This is a genomic window from Mesorhizobium sp. B3-1-8 (genome assembly GCF_006439495.1).
Classification (GTDB): Bacteria; Pseudomonadota; Alphaproteobacteria; order Rhizobiales; family Rhizobiaceae; genus Mesorhizobium.
Window position 1 is genome coordinate 44160 of the sequence record NZ_VFTK01000040.1, and the last position, 15721, is coordinate 59880.

At 63.6% G+C, this 15721-nt stretch carries 18 protein-coding genes and 1 tRNA gene; 15 read left to right on the top strand and 4 right to left on the bottom strand.

Annotated elements, in window-relative coordinates; translation table 11 throughout:
* The first annotated feature begins 51 nt into the window (after positions 1-51).
* The 11 genes from FJ424_RS28260 to FJ424_RS28310 all read left to right on the top strand — a co-directional run bounded on the left by FJ424_RS28260 (position 52) and on the right by FJ424_RS28310 (position 10794).
* On the top strand, positions 52-555 hold the full coding sequence (locus FJ424_RS28260) for a hypothetical protein (protein WP_140658867.1): 504 nt from the start codon (positions 52-54) through the stop codon (positions 553-555).
* Between the two features lie 484 nt (positions 556-1039).
* Positions 1040-2443 (top strand): lipopolysaccharide biosynthesis protein, encoded by a 1404-nt coding sequence (locus tag FJ424_RS28265; protein WP_140658866.1) that lies wholly within the window; start codon positions 1040-1042, stop codon positions 2441-2443.
* Complete coding sequence (locus FJ424_RS28270; protein ID WP_140658865.1) at positions 2443-3723, top strand: GNAT family N-acetyltransferase; 1281 nt, start codon at positions 2443-2445, stop codon at positions 3721-3723. Before FJ424_RS28265 ends, FJ424_RS28270 begins: the two co-directional genes overlap by 1 nt.
* A gap of 68 nt (positions 3724-3791) precedes the next feature.
* The gene (locus FJ424_RS28275) at positions 3792-4952 is read left to right on the top strand and encodes a YncE family protein (RefSeq protein ID WP_140658864.1); all 1161 of its coding nucleotides are present in this window, start codon (positions 3792-3794) and stop codon (positions 4950-4952) included.
* Between the two features lie 331 nt (positions 4953-5283).
* Complete coding sequence (locus tag FJ424_RS28280; protein WP_140658863.1) at positions 5284-5964, top strand: hypothetical protein; 681 nt, start codon at positions 5284-5286, stop codon at positions 5962-5964.
* Between the two features lie 319 nt (positions 5965-6283).
* Positions 6284-6616, top strand: coding sequence for a helix-turn-helix transcriptional regulator (locus FJ424_RS28285; protein WP_140645227.1), 333 nt, complete (start codon positions 6284-6286; stop codon positions 6614-6616).
* A 24-nt stretch (positions 6617-6640) separates the two neighbouring features.
* Positions 6641-7330 carry an MIP/aquaporin family protein gene (locus tag FJ424_RS28290; protein ID WP_140658862.1) on the top strand — a complete coding sequence of 230 codons (690 nt, stop codon included), beginning with the start codon at positions 6641-6643 and terminating at the stop codon, positions 7328-7330.
* Positions 7327-7749, top strand: coding sequence for an arsenate reductase (glutaredoxin) (gene arsC / locus FJ424_RS28295; RefSeq protein ID WP_140658861.1), 423 nt, complete (start codon positions 7327-7329; stop codon positions 7747-7749). Before FJ424_RS28290 ends, arsC begins: the two co-directional genes overlap by 4 nt.
* A gap of 65 nt (positions 7750-7814) precedes the next feature.
* Entirely contained in the window at positions 7815-8135 is a 321-nt protein-coding gene (locus tag FJ424_RS28300; protein WP_140658860.1) for a metalloregulator ArsR/SmtB family transcription factor, read from the top strand.
* 55 nt (positions 8136-8190) lie between these two features.
* Positions 8191-9579 carry an NAD(P)-binding protein gene (locus FJ424_RS28305; RefSeq protein WP_140658900.1) on the top strand — a complete coding sequence of 463 codons (1389 nt, stop codon included), beginning with the start codon at positions 8191-8193 and terminating at the stop codon, positions 9577-9579.
* Between the two features lie 15 nt (positions 9580-9594).
* Entirely contained in the window at positions 9595-10794 is a 1200-nt protein-coding gene (locus FJ424_RS28310) for an MFS transporter (RefSeq protein WP_140658859.1), read from the top strand.
* A 275-nt stretch (positions 10795-11069) separates the two neighbouring features.
* Here FJ424_RS28310 and FJ424_RS28315 read toward each other — a convergent pair.
* Positions 11070-11154, bottom strand: a tRNA-Leu gene (locus FJ424_RS28315).
* 272 nt (positions 11155-11426) lie between these two features.
* On the opposite strand from FJ424_RS28315, the gene FJ424_RS28320 reads away from it, so the two are divergent.
* Together FJ424_RS28320 and FJ424_RS28325 are read left to right on the top strand one after the other, a co-directional pair.
* On the top strand, positions 11427-12014 hold the full coding sequence (locus FJ424_RS28320; protein WP_140658858.1) for a YqaA family protein: 588 nt from the start codon (positions 11427-11429) through the stop codon (positions 12012-12014).
* 24 nt (positions 12015-12038) lie between these two features.
* A complete protein-coding gene (locus FJ424_RS28325) occupies positions 12039-12557 on the top strand; it encodes a disulfide bond formation protein B (RefSeq protein WP_140658857.1) in 519 nt (172 codons plus the stop codon).
* Positions 12558-12754: 197 nt separating this feature from the next.
* Here FJ424_RS28325 and FJ424_RS28330 read toward each other — a convergent pair whose 3' ends face one another.
* Positions 12755-13312: an HNH endonuclease gene (locus FJ424_RS28330; protein WP_027167440.1), complete on the bottom strand. Its 558-nt coding sequence runs from the start codon at positions 13310-13312 to the stop codon at positions 12755-12757.
* A gap of 111 nt (positions 13313-13423) precedes the next feature.
* Positions 13424-14083, bottom strand: coding sequence for a DNA-3-methyladenine glycosylase (locus FJ424_RS28335; RefSeq protein WP_140658899.1), 660 nt, complete (start codon positions 14081-14083; stop codon positions 13424-13426).
* 91 nt (positions 14084-14174) lie between these two features.
* Here FJ424_RS28335 and gluQRS point away from each other — a divergent pair, with 91 nt between their 5' ends.
* The gene (gene gluQRS / locus FJ424_RS28340; protein WP_140658856.1) at positions 14175-15047 is read left to right on the top strand and encodes a tRNA glutamyl-Q(34) synthetase GluQRS; all 873 of its coding nucleotides are present in this window, start codon (positions 14175-14177) and stop codon (positions 15045-15047) included.
* Here the strand turns inward: gluQRS and FJ424_RS28345 are convergent.
* Positions 15044-15331 (bottom strand): hypothetical protein, encoded by a 288-nt coding sequence (locus FJ424_RS28345; protein ID WP_140658855.1) that lies wholly within the window; start codon positions 15329-15331, stop codon positions 15044-15046. The genes gluQRS and FJ424_RS28345 overlap by 4 nt on opposite strands.
* Positions 15332-15484: 153 nt before the next feature.
* On the opposite strand from FJ424_RS28345, the gene FJ424_RS28350 reads away from it, so the two are divergent.
* On the top strand, positions 15485-15721 hold a 237-nt coding region (locus FJ424_RS28350; protein WP_140786388.1), incomplete at its 3' end, for an EamA family transporter.

Consider the following 15721-nt stretch of genomic DNA (forward strand, 5'->3'; position numbering starts at 1 on the left):
AAGACCGGCCCTGCCGTTGCGCGCGCGCTTAACGGAATTGGAGAGAGAACAATGAGCATCCCCAGCCTGACCAGATATTTCATCGGCGCATCGGTCCTGGCCGTCATGGCGGCAAGCGCCGCCCACGCCAAGACAGTCAATCCGCTTGCCGAAAAGGTGCGCGCGGCCAACAGCCGCTTCGAGAACGTCGCGGCGGCGACCGCGGAAGGCTATGCGCCGATCCCTTGCGCCAGCGGCATCACCGGCGGCGCCATGGGCATCCACTACGTCAATGCGACCTACCTCAAGGACGACGCCGTCGACGTCGCCAAGCCGGAGGCGGTGATGTACGAGCCGATGGCCGACGGCACGCTGAAGCTGGTCGCCGTCGAATATATCACTTCGAAGGGTCCGGCCTCGCTCGAAGGCCAGTTGTTCAACTTCAACAGCGCCCCCAACCGCTACGGCCTCGGCCCGTTCTACGAGTTGCACGTCTGGGCCTGGAAGCAGAACCCGACCGGCGCCTTCGCCGACATGAACCCGAATGTGTCCTGCGACGCCATGACGGGGATGTAAGCAGCGCCCTTGCCTTCTCCCCGTTTCACGGGGAGAAGGCGGCCCGAAGGGCCGGATGAGGGCAGCGCCGGCGATTGCGATTGGCCGCATTTCGCAGCTAGTGACCTGAAATTAGTGCCAAAACGGCAACAAAGTACGAGACCGCAATCATGGCGTAGGCAATCTGGAGAAAGGTCATTCCGTCACCCTTAATTCGAGAATGACCTCGCAGATATTCCCAAAAATCTTGTCCCGCCACGGGAAAATTCAGCGCGAATCCCGTAAGAGATGTCTGCTTATTTGCTGTCATGCCCGCGTAGCTTTTTAGCTTTCTACGGTTTGCGCACTTCAGCGCAAATTTCCGAAAGCCCGCGCTGCCCTCATCCGCCTGCCGGCACCTTCTCCTCGTGAACGGGGAGGAGAAGGAAGCACCCCACCCACCCTTTCTTAAGGTGTTTCGGATAGATCGGAACGCTGGAAAGAGGCGGAAAACGGAGAGTTCTGGGTGCGCTTTTCCGCGGCGACGACTGCCGGGCGGTTCCTGCCGCAGCGCTGGGCGCTGCGCATGCGTCCGTTGCTTGGCCGCATCGACGCCGTGCTGTTCACCGCCGACGAACGCGGCGAAGCCGGGCGCATGTCGCTGATCGCCTTTTCGATCCGTATCATCAGCGCCTTCATCGCCTTTGTCAGCCAGGTGCTGATGGCGCGCTGGATGGGCTCGTTCGAATACGGCATCTCGGTGCTGGTCTGGGTGACGATGGTCATCGTCGGCAACCTCGCCTGCCTCGGCTTCCACACCTCGGTCATTCGTTTCATTCCCGAATATCGCGAGCGCGGCATGCTGGCCGAACTGCGCGGCATCGTGCTCGCCAGCCGCCTGTTCGTGCTCGTCGCCTCGACGCTGATCGCGGGCCTCGGCGCCCTTGGCGTGTGGCTCGCCTCGGACTGGATCGAGAACTATTACGTCATCCCCTTCATCCTCGGCGTCATCTGCCTGCCGATGATCGCGCTCGGCGATCTCTTGCAGGGGCTGGCGCGCGCCAATTCCTGGGCGCTGCTGGCGCTCTCGCCCACCTATCTGGTGCGGCCGGTGCTGATCCTGGCGTTCATGGCGCTGATGCTTGGCCTGCACTACGTGCCCGACGCCAAGACCGCGATCTTCGCCTCGATCGCCGCCACCTATGTCACGACGCTCGGCCAGCTGATGGCCGTCACCTCGCGCATGGAGAAAAAGATACCGGCCGGGCCGATGGCGGTGCATTTCGGCCAGTGGATCCTCGTTTCGCTGCCGATCTTCCTGGTCGAGAGCTTCTTCTTCCTGCTCACCAATGCCGACGTGCTGATGGTCGGCGCCTATATGAACCCCAACGATGTCGCCGTCTATTTCGCCACGGTGAAGACGCTGGCGCTGGTGCATTTCGTCTATTTCGCGGTCAAGGCCGGCGTTGCCCAGCGCTACGCGCAGTTCACCCATGGCGAACCGGACAAGCTCGCCGCCTTCGCTCGCGAGACCGTGTCCTGGACCTTCTGGCCCTCGTTGCTGATGGCGCTCATGGTGCTGGCGCTGGGCGAGCCGATGCTGATGCTGTTCGGTCCCGAATTCACTGCCGGCTACCCGCTGCTCTTCCTGCTGGTGCTGGGCGTCGTGGCGCGCGCCGCCGTCGGCCCCTGCGAAAGCCTGCTCACCATGAGCGGCAACCAGAACATCTGCGCCGCCGTCTATGCCATGACGCTTGCCCTGAACATCGGCCTCAACGTGCTGTTGATCCCGCTGTTCGGCCTCTGGGGCGCGGCAATCGCCACCAGTCTCGCCATGGTCTTCGAGGCCAGTGCGCTGTCCTTCACCGTCTGGCGCAAGCTCGGCATCGTGATGGCGATCTTCGTGCCAACAAACAAGGAAGTCGCCTGATGGCCGCCGTCCCGTTGCTCGAAGAGACCAGCGGCGGCACCGCCGGCGCCATGGTCTCCAACCTTGCCGGCCTGGCGCGCGAGGTCGACCCCGCCCATATCGAGCTCTTCGCCAGCAACCGGCCGGAGCGCAAGCTCGCCATCTACCCGGCCTCGGCCGGCTTCGACCTTGTCGAGGAACTCGACTATCTCAGCGCCCGCACGATCGAGCCGAACGTCTTCTTCAACCCGCGCTTCCTGGCGCCGGCGATGCCCCGGCTGGAAGACCGCGAGGTGCGGCTTGCCGTCATCCGAGACGGCGACGAATACCGCAACCGGCTGCGGCTTCTGGTGCCGTTCTCGGTCGAGCGGCCGGCGATCCCGCTCGGCGTCCCGGTGATGCGCACATGGTCGAGCCCGTTCGGCCCGCTCGGCACGCCGCTGGTCGACCGCGACGATCCGGTCGGCGTCATCGAGGATTTCTTCTCGATGCTGTCGAGGCCGCATCTCAAGCTGCCCAAGGTCTTCGTGCTGCCAGACATGAGGCTCGACGGCCCGGTGGCGAGCCTCATGACCTCCTTTGCCGACAGCCGCGGCCTGACCCTGGTGACCACCGGCAAGGTCGAGCGCCCGGTGCTTGAAAGCGATGCCGACGGCGAGGACTACCTCAAGGCCTCGCTGCGCGCGCACCATTATCGCGAATTCCGCCGGCTGAGGCGGCGCCTCGCCGATCAAGGCAAGCTCGAGCACATCGTGGCACGCGGGCAGGACGAGATACGCCACGCCATCGAAAGCTTCCTGACGCTTGAAGCGGCCGGCTGGAAAGGCCGCGAGCGCACCGCGATGGCGATCGACCGTTACCGCGCCGCCTTCGCCCGCGAAGCCGTGCACAGGCTGGCCGAGCAGGACATGTGCCGCATCCATCTGCTGACGCTCGACGGCCGCACCGTCGCCTGCCTGGTCGTCTTCGTCGAGGCCGGCGTCGCCTACACCTGGAAGACGGCCTATGACGAGGCGCTTTCCGCCTATTCGCCGGGCACGCTGCTGATGATCGAGGTGACCAAGCAGCATCTCGACGATCCCAACATCGTCATGACCGATTCCTGCGCGGTTCCGGACCACCCGGTGATGAGCCGCCTGTGGAGCGAGCGCAAGCCGATGGGCACGCTGGTGGTCGGGCTGACGCCGGATGCCGACCGGCTGGCCCGTCAAGCGGCCTCGCAACTGCATCTCTACCGTGAGACCCGCAACATGGCGCGCATCCTGCGCAACCGCATGCGGAGCCTTTTGAAAAGGCGCTAGATCAACGGCGGGACACAAGCTATGGGTCCGCGCGGCGAACTCGGGCCGGCCTACACGAAACCATCCAGATGATCAGAAGTCGTTTGCGTCACACCAGTTTCCGTGCGGCCGTGCTGCTGATTGCGCTCATGCCTGCCCGGGCCTGGGCCGATACCTGCCCGGAGGATTGCTCCGATCCGCTGCCTCCCCCGGTCAGCATCTACAGCCAGACCACGGGCGGCTATCTGAGCCCCGCTACGGCCGGCGCACTGCCGCGCGTCTATGTGCCGAACCGCTCCTCCAACAGCGTCTCGGTGATCGACACCGTCACCTTGAAGGAGGTCGGCCGGTTCCCGGTCGGCAGCAAGCCGCAGCACGTCGTGCCGTCCTGGGATCTCAAGACGCTGTGGGTCGCCAACAACGGCACCGGCAGGAACGGCAGCCTGACGCCGATCGACCCGATGACGGCCAAGCCCGGCCAGCAGATCCCGGTCGACGACCCCTATAATCTCTACTTCATGCCGGACGGCAGCGCGGCAATCGTCGTCGACGAGGCGATGAAGCGGCTCGATTTCCGCGACCCGCACACCATGGCGCTGAAATCGAGCCTGCCGACGCCGACCTGCCCCGGCATCAACCATGCCGATTTCTCGGTCGACAGCTCCTACGCGATCTTCACTTGCGAATATGGCGATGGCGGCCTGGCCAAGATCGACCTGAAGAACCAGAAGGTGCTCGGCCACCTCGACCTCTCCAAGATGGGCATGCCGCAGGACATCCGCCTCTCGCCCGACGGCAAGGTTTTCTACGTCGCCGACATGATGAATGATGGCGTGTTCCTGATCGACGGCGACAGTTTTCGCGAAATCGGCTTCATCCCCACCGGCATCGGCACGCATGGCTTCGTCGTCAGCCGCGACGGCAAGCGCCTTTATGTCTCGAACCGCGGCTCGCACAAGATGGAACAGGGCAAGGCCAACGGCCCGGGCAGCGTGACGGTGATCGACTTCGCCACCCGCGCCGTGGTCGCGCAATGGCCGATCCCGGGTGGCGGCAGCCCCGACATGGGCAATGTCAGCGCCGACGGCAAGCAATTATGGCTCTCCGGCCGCTTCGACAGCAACGTCTATATGATCGACACCACCAGCGGCGGCGTGACGAAAATACGCGTCGGCGTCGAGCCGCATGGGCTGACGGTGTGGCCACAGCCGGGGCGCTACTCGCAGGGACACACGGGGAATATGCGGTAGCAGCCAGCTCCAACACGGCAGTTCAGGCCGGGCTGCGCCGATGCCCGATCGGCATGAGATTGCTGGTGAGCCCACCGGGCCGGACGAGCTCCTGCGGGATGCCCAGCCAGGGATGCCGCCGACATGGCGTCGAAATGGCGACTGTTGCGTCCGACCGATCAGGGTGCCCATCGAACTGACCAAGGCTGGCAATCCGGCGATCCCAACTTCGTGATGTCCTTGTGTCTGCACAAATGGCACATCGTCATACAACTGAAATCCGGCGCGCCTAGCGGGTTCCTCGCCGCATCGCCGGCACATCTCCCGCCACTTCCTACATCGAGGAAAGACCATGCTTTTTCGTGCCATTATCGCGCCACTGGGCATCTCACTGTCCATGACATCATCCAGCTTCGCCGCCGACCTTGTCGAAGCACCCCCGCCGGCAGCACCGACCTGGACTCTGGGGATTGAGGGAAGTCCCGAGTTCTACGCCATCGACAATGGCAGCAACAAAGCGCGATCGCTCGCCGACACCTACTTCAAGTTCAGCGTCTCGCACAATTTCGCCGACAATTTCGTCGGCGGGATATTCATCCAGCCGACCTTCAAGACCGGTGGAAAGACACAATATTACGGCGAGGCGAGTCTCGGCTACAAGATCAAGCTGACGGACGCCTTCACCCTCACTCCCAGCGTTGCCCTCGGCTACACTTGGCATGACACCGGCATCGTCAAGGACGCCGACGCAAATGCGCAGATCCCCTACTACGCCTTGTATCTCGCCGGAGATTGGAAACTGTCCAAGCAATGGACGTGGAATGTCTTCAACTTCCGCTACCGCAACGCCTTCAACACCACCTGGGAAACGCCGAAGCTGGCCACAGGCGTGACCTACAACATCGACTCCACCAATGCGGTCTATGCCAACCTCGGCTATTCGTGGAAAAAGGCCGATACGACGTCGGCGCCTTACGACGATCTCGCCGGCGACAAGCTCAACATCGCGATCGGCTACAAGCACTCGCTCTGATCGCTAGAGCAATTCCAGGAAAAGTGTGTAGCGGTTTTTCGTCCGGAATTGCGTGAAAACAACAAAGGCGCAGGCTGGCCGTCGTCGGCCTGCGCCCCACGCCCGCAATGCAGCTCTTGCGGCTCTGAGGCCACCTCTAGAAAGTCCCAGGACCGCGATGCGCTCCCAATAGGCCGGAGACCCGGCAGGGGAAACGTGGCGCGTGCTGATAATCGGATTGGGCGCGCAAATCTTGCCAAAATATTCCGACCCCCATCAGCCTGTCATCCAACCGTCATGCTGCCCACCTACACATCCACAAATCCGGATGGATGGATGTATGGACAAGACTACTGCTCTGCTGGCGCTGGCCGCGCTTGGTCAGGACACAAGGTTAGAGACTTTCCGGCTGCTCGTGCAAGCGGGTGCCGAAGGCGTTCCAGCCGGCGAGATCGCATCGCAGCTTGGAACGGTGCAGAACACCATGTCTGCGCATCTGAAGGTCCTCGACCGCGCCGGGCTTGTTCGCGCCGAACGGGAGGGGCGGATCATCCGGTATGTCGTCGACATGAACGCCTTTCGCGATCTGCTGGCCTACCTGATGGAAGACTGCTGCAGGGGCGCCCCGGAGCTTTGCCGGCCGGTCATCCAGGCGGTGACCTGTAAGTGCTAACGATCTCAATGGAGGCTCGGCACCGTGTCAGCTGACCTGCCGCGACGGCTCGCTGCCGAAGGACTTGGAACTGCGATGCTGGTCGCCACCGTGGTCGGTTCCGGGATCATGGCCGACCGGCTGACCCATGATGTGGCGCTCGCCTTGCTCTGCAACACCTTGCCGACCGGCGCGATACTGATCGTGTTGATCACCATCCTCGGTCCGATTTCCGGTGCGCATTTCAACCCAGCGGTCACACTCGTGTTCAGCCTGAGGCACCAAATGGCCCGCGATGTGGCCCTGACCTACGTGGCAGCCCAGCTCGCGGGAGGCATACTCGGCACACTGACGGCTCATGCCATGTTTGACATGCCGCTCTTCAGTCTCTCGACCACGGTGCGCTCGGGGTCTGGTCTGTGGATCGCTGAGGCGGTTGCGACCTTCGGCCTCGTCTTCACCATCCTTGCCGGTCTCCGCTTTCGCTCTGATGCCATCCCGTGGCTGGTTGGCCTCTACATCGTGGCCGCCTACTGGTTCACTGCCTCGACATCGTTCGCAAACCCGGCCGTGGCCGTGGCCCGCGCCCTCTCCAATACCTTCGCGGGCATCCGGCCGCTCGATGTCCCGGCCTTCATCGCCGCCCAGCTTGCCGGGGCTCTGGTGGCAATGGCGCTTGCCGGCTGGCTGCTTGCGGAACCCCAAGCCATCACCAATGAGGAACCCGCCGAATGACCATCACGATCTATCACAACCCCCAGTGCGGCACCTCGCGAAACACGCTGGCCATGATCAGGCAGAGCGGCGAAGAGCCCGAGATCATCGAATACCTCAAGACGCCTCCCTCACGTGCAAAGCTGGTTGAGCTGATCGCAGCCATGGGGATCACTACCCGTGCGCTGCTTCGGGAGAAGGGAACGCCCTATGAGGAGCTTGGGCTCGCGGACCCGAAGTGGTCAGACGACGATCTGATCGACGCCATGCTCAACCATCCGATCCTGATCAACCGCCCAATCGTGGTGACCCCGCTGGGCGCGGTCCTTGCGCGACCTTCTGAGGCGGTCCTCCCGATTTTGCCCAATCCCGACATCGGCCCCTTCACCAAGGAAGACGGCGAGGTCGTTCTCGACGCGACCGGTAAACGGGTCGTTTGATCATATTTCGATCTTTGTCGAAATAGGTATTGACCTGTGCCGGCGGCGGGTGCAGTGTTATTTCCATGAAACTCGAACAAGCAGCAAAACAGCTCGAAGCCATCGGCAACCCGACACGGCTCAAGCTCTATCGCACACTGGTCAGAGCCGGCGAAGCAGGCCGGCCCGTGGGGTACTTGCAGGACAGCCTTGGCATCGCGGCTTCGACGCTGTCCCACCATCTGCATCGCCTCATTCTGACCGGCCTCGTGACGCAGGAGCGGCAGGCAACGACCCTGATCTGTCGGGCCAACTACCCTATCATGAGGGAGCTGATCGGCTTCCTGGCTGACGAGTGCTGCGCTGACGCCGCTTGCGGTGCCGTCGATGGCGAAGCAGCGGCATAGCGCATATTTTTTTGTTTCATATTTCGATGATCCCGGAAGGATGGAAACAATGCCGATGAATGACCATGACGATCTCCCTGTTGCCGTCATCGGAGCCGGCCCGGTCGGCTTGGCGGCTGCAGTTCAGCTCGTTCAGCGTGGGCTCCCCGTGAAGGTCTACGAGGCCGGCGCGGAAGTCGCCACCAATCTCCGCGACTGGGGTCATGTTCGGGTGTTCACGCCTTGGCGCTACTGTGTGGATCGGACGGCGGTAAGGCTTCTTGAGCGCTATGGCTGGACGATGCCCGATCCTGAGGCGTTCCCAACCGCTGACGAGCTGATTGCGCACTACCTTGAACCGCTCGCAAGGCTGCCTGAACTCTCAACGTCTATCGAGACCAACGCCAACGTGGTCGGCATCTCCCGCTGGGGTGCGGACAAGGTATTGAGCAAGGATCGACAGGCAAGGCCCTTCATGTTGGTCGTGAAGACCGCCGACGGGATCAGGCGCGACCGCGCGCGCGCCGTCGTTGATGCGTCCGGGACATGGCAGACGCCAAACCCACTTGGGGGCGGTGGTATCACGGCGGAGGGTGAAGCGGAGTTCGCTGACAAGATCGCTTACGGCATCCCCGACATTCTCGGCCGCGACCGCAACCTCTATGCCGGTCGCACGACGCTGGTTGCTGGCTCCGGCCTTTCGGCCGCCAACGCTCTGCTGGAACTCGATAGACTGGCTGCTGACGAGCCGGGCACCGCTTCTCTCTGGGTGACACGCAGTACCGATCTTGTTCGCATCTACGGCGGTGGAGACGCCGACCAGCTTCCCGCTCGTGGCGAACTGGGTGCCGATGCTCGCGAGCTGGTGGAAAGTGGCGGCACAACGATGGTCACCGGCTTCGCAACGCTGGCCATCCGCGGCTCAAACGGCCGCCTGACCGTCGAAGGTCAAACGCGGGACGGCTTACAAGTGCTGGGGCCTGTTGACCGTATCATCGCCGCGACCGGCCAGCGGCCCGATCTCTCCCTCACGCGCGAACTTAGGCTGGACCTTGACCCGTGGCTTGAGAGCGTCAAGGCGCTGGGGCCTCTGATCGACCCCAACGAGCACTCCTGCGGCGACGTTCCCCCGCACGGCCATCGCGAACTGAGCCATCCCGAGCCCGACTTCTACACCGTCGGCGTCAAGAGCTATGGCCGCGCTCCGACCTTCTTGCTGCTGACCGGGTATGAACAGGTACGGTCGGTCGCGGCAGCCCTCGCTGGCGAGATGGCGGCTGCGGATGCCGTGCAACTGGTGCTACCCGAAACAGGCGTCTGCACCGTCCCTCCCTCAACCATACGCGCGACGGGTGGCGGGTGTTGTGGTGGCCCAGCTCCTTCCGAGGCTGACGCCTGTTGTGTCGCCGACGCTGAAGCGAAAGCCGCTGGCAAGAGCGGCTGCGGTTGCAACGCAGCAGCATGAACGAAACAAACCGCGATGGAGCGCAGTCGGCGAACGATCATAACCGTCCTTGGACTGACCCAGATCATGGCTTGGGGGTCCACCTACTACTTGCCGGCGGTCATCGCACCGAAGGTAGCCGCCGACACTGGCTGGCCGTTGACTTGGGTCGTTGGCGGATTGTCGCTCGGCTTGCTCGTCGCCGGCTTGATCTCGCCTCATGTCGGCTCATCCATTGAACGGCACGGCGGCCGAAACGTGCTTGCGTTCAGCGCGTGCTCGATCGGCGTCGGCCAGATCGGGCTTGCGGCCGCCCCAAACCTCGTCGCCTACATCGCGGCATGGGTCGTTGTGGGACTTGGCATGGGGGCAGGCTTGTACGACGCCGCCTTCGGCACCCTCGGGCGGCTCTATGGGCACGGCGCGCGCTCCGCTATCACAACCCTCTCGTTGTTCGGCGGGTTCGCCAGCACCATCTGTTGGCCGATCTCGGCCTTGCTGATTGGCGAGACGGGCTGGCGCGGCACCTGCCTCGTCTATGCCTCGGCGCAGTTGTTGTTCGCCCTCCCCCTCTATCTCGCAATGCTGCCGCGTGGGGTGTCTCCGCCGAGCGTCCCGGACCGGCCGGGAAAGACACAGGGTGCGGTCCCTTCTGCGGCGACCTCAGTTCCGATCATGGTCCTCCTGGCTGCCACGCTGACGTTGGCGGCGGTCATTTCGTCGACGGTGTCAGTTCATCTGCTCACCATCTTGCAGGCCGGCGGCATGGCGCTCGCCGCCGCCGTTGGGCTCGGGGCACTCGTCGGCCCCGCTCAAGTGTCGGCGCGTGCTGTCGAGATGTTTATCGCCCGCTACCATCATCCCATCTGGACCAAGTTCGCGTCCGTGACATTCGTCGCCATCGGCATTGGTGCGCTCTGGGTCGGGGTTCCGGTTGTGGCTGTGGCGCTTGCCTTCTACGGGGCTGGTATCGGCCTCGAAACGATAGCGCGGGGCACGCTGCCGCTGGCTCTGTTTGGCCCTGCGGGATACGCGAGGCTCATGGGACGTCTCGCTATGCCCAGCTTGATCGCTCAGGCAGCAGCGCCGTCCGTGGGAGCGTTGTTGTTGGAGCAAGTCGGCCCTCATGGCACCCTTGCAGCTCTCGCCACTTTGGCGTTGCTGAACGTCGGGCTCGCCTGCAGCTTGGGCTGGCTGATCTTCCGTCGTCGAACACTGCAGGTTCAGATGCAGTAATGCATAGCGACCGGCCGGGTTGTCACTCCCAGCGTTGCGCTCGGCTACACTTGGCATGACACCGGCATCGTCAAGGACGCCGACGCGAACGACGATCTCGCCGGCGACAAGCTCAACATCGCGATCGGCTACAAGCACTCGCTCTGACCGCCAAGCGCAGGCTGGCCGTCGTCGGCTGCGCCACAGTCGTCAAAACCCGAAAAGATTGGAGAAGGATGGCCTGCCAACTCGCAGAGCGAAGATGGCCTGCCATCCGAAGCTCGCAGAGCGAAGGATGGTGCCCCTAGCCGGGATCGAACCAGCACTCCTTGCGGAACTCGATTTTGAGTCGAGCGCGTCTACCAATTCCGCCATAGGGGCTCAGGCCGGGCGGCCTGGATGGGCGCGGACTATACGGGCGGATGGGTGTTCGTCAACTGGCCTGTTGCCGATTTACCAGTGGTAGCCGCGCCCGGACCGCGCCTTACGGTTCCGTAAGGGCGCCGCCATTGTGCGGCGCGTAAAATCTTTCTAGAGAAACGAAACTTATCGCGTCTGGCTGGAAACGCCGGCTGCGGCGCTTTGGGTCCTTGTTTCGTGCATGCCGGTGCCCGAAAACCACTCCGCCGTTCGGAACCAAATCAGGAGAGCCGATGCTTCGCGGACTTTACGACTGGACCCTGTCGCTGGCGGCGCGCAAATCCGCCGAATGGTGGCTGGCCTTCATCGCCTTCGTCGAAAGCTCCGTGTTCTTCATACCGGCCGACGTGCTGTTCCTGCCCATGGCGTTGGCGGCGCCCAAACGCGCCTATCGCTACGCGTTGACGGCTACTGTTGCGTCCGTGCTGGGCGGCATAGCCGGCTGGCTGATCGGCTACTATGCCTACGACACGATAGCACGCCCGATCCTGGAGCATTTCGGCGGCCTATCCACGTTCGAGAAATGGCAGTCGTCCGGCGCCGGGCTGATGCTGGTGCTGCTCGTCACATCCGGCGCCGCGCACCTGCCGCCGATCAAGGTGGTCACCATTCTGGCCGGGGCGCTTCACGTCAATCTTTTGGTCTTCATCGTCTCGGCGATCGTGGCGCGCGGCGCCCGTTTCCTGCTGCTTGCCTGGCTGCTGCGCCGCTATGGCGAAGAGATCAGGGAGTTCATCGAAAAGCGTTTGGGATTGATTGTCGGCGCCGGCGCCGCTGCCCTGATTTTGCTCTATATCCTCGTCAGATACGCCCACGGATAGCGACGCAACAACGGATCTCCATCGATGACAGCGACCATGATTGCCGACACCGGACGCCAGCGCACGCGCGCGGCGCTCTTTCTTGCCGTCGCCATGGCGGCGACCGTCGGCTCGGCGCTGGCCTTCCAATATATCGGCGGCTACATCCCCTGCCACCTCTGCCTCGAGCAGCGCACCCCCTACTATATCGGCGTGCCGCTGATGGTGCTGGCGGTGATCGCCTCGATGCTGCGCGCGCCGGCCTGGGTGACGCGCGGCCTGCTCGCGATCGGCGGCCTTTTGATGCTCCACGGCCTTTATCTCGGCGTCTACCATTCGGGTGTCGAATGGGCCTGGTGGCAAGGTCCGGCCGACTGCACCGCCGGCGCCGGCCCGGTCGACACCGGCGGCAAGGGCGTGCTCGACGCGCTCGACAAATTCGTGCCGCCCTCCTGCGACAAGGCGGCGCTGCGCATCCTCGGCCTGTCGCTCGCCGGCTGGAACGCCATCGCCAGCCTCATTCTCGCCGCCGTCGCCTTCCGCAGCGCGCTCGCGCGGGATTGAGCGAGATTGATTGGATTCAGCGGCGCAGGGTTCGAGCAAAAATTCGGCAGGCTGAGTCGAATGGCGCGGCTTCGAGAACCGGCCTACACCGGCTGTAGCCCTCATAGAGCGGAGACACTTATGAGGGCTTCGGCGGCGAAGGCCGGAAGCGGAGACACTTGCTTCAGGCGGCCAGCCTCCCGAATTCTCGAACGATCTCAAGGTTCGAGTTCGACATCCCAGTAGAGATAATCCATCCAGCTTTCATGCAGATGGTTGGGCGGGAACAGGCGGCCGTTGTTGTGCAGGTCGTGCACCGTCGGCTGATAGGGTTTTTGCAGCGGCCACATCTTGGCCTGGGCCGGCATCATGCCGCCTTTGCGAAGATTGCAAGGCGAGCAGGCGGCGACGACATTCTCCCAGGTCGTCGCCCCGCCGCGATGGCGCGGGATGACATGGTCGAACGTCAAATCCTCCGGCGTGCCGCAATATTGGCACTGGAAGCGGTCGCGCAGGAAGACGTTGAAGCGGGTGAAGGCCGGATGCCGCGACGGCTTCACATAGGCTTTCAGGCTCACCACGCTCGGCAGCTTCATTGAGAAGGTCGGCGAGGAGACGGCGTGCTCGTATTCGGCGACGATGTTGACCCGGTCGAGGAAGACGGCCTTGATCGCGTCCTGCCACGACCAGAGCGACAGGGGGTAATAGCTGAGCGGACGGTAGTCCGCATTCAGCACCAGCGCGGGAAGCCCATCCGGAGATACGGCAACCGTCACGTCCTTCGCCTCCTTGCTTCTAGAACCGAACGGCGCGGATACTGTAAGCCCGACATGACAGGGATGTGAAGCGGATTGTCTCTCGCCGAAGCCGCCAAAAACGCATGATTTTCATGCTTTTTTGGCCATTTCGACAGGCGGCGCCGCATCCCTGCCCTTCAATTCCCGGTAATAGGCCCAAAAAAGCCGCGACGCGACACCCCGCCACGGGCTCCATGATTCGGCCAGCCGGATAAGCATCTTCTCCGGCGGACGCGGGTCGATGCCGAGCGCATGGCCAACCGCCGTCTGCAAAGCGACGTCGCGCGCGGGGAACACGTCGGGATGGCCGGCTGCAAACAGCAGGTAGCATTCGGCCGTCCATGGGCCGATGCCGGGCACGGCCGTCATCGCCGCGATCGCCTCGCCGGCGTCCAGCGTGCACAGGTGATCGAGATCGAGCCCGCCGGCCACGGCTTGCGCAACGGCGAGCAGCCCGCGCTGCTTCGGCCGCGACAGCCCGGCCTCGCGAAAAATCCCTTCACCGGCGGCAAGGATCCCCTGCGGCGTCAGCGGATCGACCAGCTTCCCCAGCCGCCCGAAGATGGCGTCGGCGCTCGCGCGGGAAACTTGCTGTGAAATGATAATGGAAGCGAGGCTCCTGAACCCTGGCTCCGACAGCCGAAGCGGCACTTCGCCCGCTTTGCCGCGTATGGTCTCCAGCCGCGGATCGATCCGGCAGAGCGCGTCGAGCCCTGTCGCAATGTCGTCGAGCGAGGCGATGCGTTGCACGTTGCTGGTTCCCAGGGCGCCCGCGAAGTGGCAATGGAGGGCTAAATACCAATTAGCAAACGCGCCTTTCAACCCGAATGCCGCCTGAAAGATGACGCTCCTGACATTCCGCTTCGCGCCGAGCCCCAATGGCGAACTGCATCTCGGCCACGCCTACTCGGCTCTGCTCAACCAGCGGATGGCGGCGCAAGCGGGCGGACGCCTGCTGCTGCGCATCGAGGATATCGACGTCGCCCGCTGCACGCCGCAATTCGAGACCGGCATTTTCCGCGACCTCGAATGGCTGGGATTGAACTGGGAGCGGCCGGTGCGCCGCCAGTCCGAGCATTTCGCCGAATACCGGGCGGTGCTCGACCGGCTGATCGCCGAGGAACTCGTCTATCCCGCTTTCATGAGCCGCGGCGAGATCCGCGCCTTCATCGCCGAGACCGGCGGCCGCGACTGGCCGCGCGATCCCGATGGCGTGCCGCTCTACCCGCCGCTCGACAAGGCCTTGCCGGCCAGGGAGCGCAAGCGGCGGATTGGCGAGAACATGCGTTTTGCCTGGCGGCTCGACGTCGAAGCGGCGATGGCGTGCTTCGCTGCCGGCCTGTCATGGGCGGAGTTCACCGATGAGACGATGTCGGCGACGCGAACCGTCGCAGCACGACCACAGGATTGGGGCGACATCATCGTCGCCCGCCGCGACATCCCGACCAGCTACCATCTCGCCGTCGCCGTCGACGACGCGCTGCAGGATGTCAGCCACGTCGTGCGCGGCCAGGACCTTTATTCGGCGACCGGGGTGCAGCGCCTGCTGCAAGAACTGCTCGGCCTGCCCCAGCCACGCTATTTCCACCACCGCCTGATCCTTGGCCCGGACGGCCGTAAACTGTCCAAGAGCTTCAAGGACACCGGTCTTGCCGCGCTTCGAGACGCGGGCGTGCCGGTACGGGACGTCAGGCGTCTTATCGGACTTGATTAAAGTCGGGCCATCCCAGCCTTGATGAGCGCCAGCACGCTGATGAAGACAAAGGCGCCGCCCAGCCCGCAGGCAACCGCCAGCTTGAGATCGCTCAGGCTGATGCCATGCTTGTTGGCGACCGCCACGGCGACGAAAAAGCCGAAGATGAACAGCAGCGTATTGCCGGTCGGGCCGAAGCCGCTCTCCTTCATGATCGCGTCGAGCGCCGTGCCGAAGAAGAAGCCGAAGCCGGCGATGATCGCGAAGGCGAACAGAAGCCAGGTCGTGTCGAGATGCAAAAACATGCCTCACCATGGCGCGACCACGCGCCATGCCCCTCTTGGCACGGTTTGTTGAATTCGACTTAGCTTATGGATCAACCGTTTCGTTTTGCTTGCGGGATTGAACGGCTTTAGAGCAATTGCCGTCATCAACCGTTCATCCTGGCAGCCTCCTCCATGCAGAGCATCAAGCGGTTCATCCCCGCCTCCTTCGTCGTTCTGTGGGCGACCGGCTTCATCGGCGCGCGCTATGCCATGCCCTGGGCGGAACCCTTTACCTTCCTTGCCATCCGCTTCGTGATAGCGGCGATCCTGTTTGCCGGCCTCGCCGTGCTGCTCGGCTCGCGCAAGGCGACGCGCGAAGAGGCGCTGCACGCAACGGTGGCCGGCGTCCTCATGCATGGCGTCTATCTC

Excerpts from the sequence above, each read along its gene's own strand:
- FJ424_RS28325 (WP_140658857.1), top strand. The coding sequence starts at position 12,039 with ATGACAGCGACCATGATTGCCGACACCGGACGCCAGCGCACGCGCGCG.
- FJ424_RS28285 (WP_140645227.1), top strand. The coding sequence starts at position 6,284 with ATGGACAAGACTACTGCTCTGCTGGCGCTGGCCGCGCTTGGTCAGGAC.
- FJ424_RS28280 (WP_140658863.1), top strand. The coding sequence starts at position 5,284 with ATGCTTTTTCGTGCCATTATCGCGCCACTGGGCATCTCACTGTCCATG.
- FJ424_RS28320 (WP_140658858.1), top strand. The coding sequence starts at position 11,427 with ATGCTTCGCGGACTTTACGACTGGACCCTGTCGCTGGCGGCGCGCAAA.
- FJ424_RS28305 (WP_140658900.1), top strand. The coding sequence starts at position 8,191 with ATGAATGACCATGACGATCTCCCTGTTGCCGTCATCGGAGCCGGCCCG.
- gluQRS (WP_140658856.1), top strand. The coding sequence starts at position 14,175 with ATGACGCTCCTGACATTCCGCTTCGCGCCGAGCCCCAATGGCGAACTG.
- FJ424_RS28275 (WP_140658864.1), top strand. The coding sequence starts at position 3,792 with ATGATCAGAAGTCGTTTGCGTCACACCAGTTTCCGTGCGGCCGTGCTG.
- FJ424_RS28260 (WP_140658867.1), top strand. The coding sequence starts at position 52 with ATGAGCATCCCCAGCCTGACCAGATATTTCATCGGCGCATCGGTCCTG.
- FJ424_RS28345 (WP_140658855.1), bottom strand. The coding sequence starts at position 15,331 with ATGTTTTTGCATCTCGACACGACCTGGCTTCTGTTCGCCTTCGCGATC.
- FJ424_RS28300 (WP_140658860.1), top strand. The coding sequence starts at position 7,815 with ATGAAACTCGAACAAGCAGCAAAACAGCTCGAAGCCATCGGCAACCCG.
- arsC (WP_140658861.1), top strand. The coding sequence starts at position 7,327 with ATGACCATCACGATCTATCACAACCCCCAGTGCGGCACCTCGCGAAAC.
- FJ424_RS28270 (WP_140658865.1), top strand. The coding sequence starts at position 2,443 with ATGGCCGCCGTCCCGTTGCTCGAAGAGACCAGCGGCGGCACCGCCGGC.
- FJ424_RS28310 (WP_140658859.1), top strand. The coding sequence starts at position 9,595 with ATGGAGCGCAGTCGGCGAACGATCATAACCGTCCTTGGACTGACCCAG.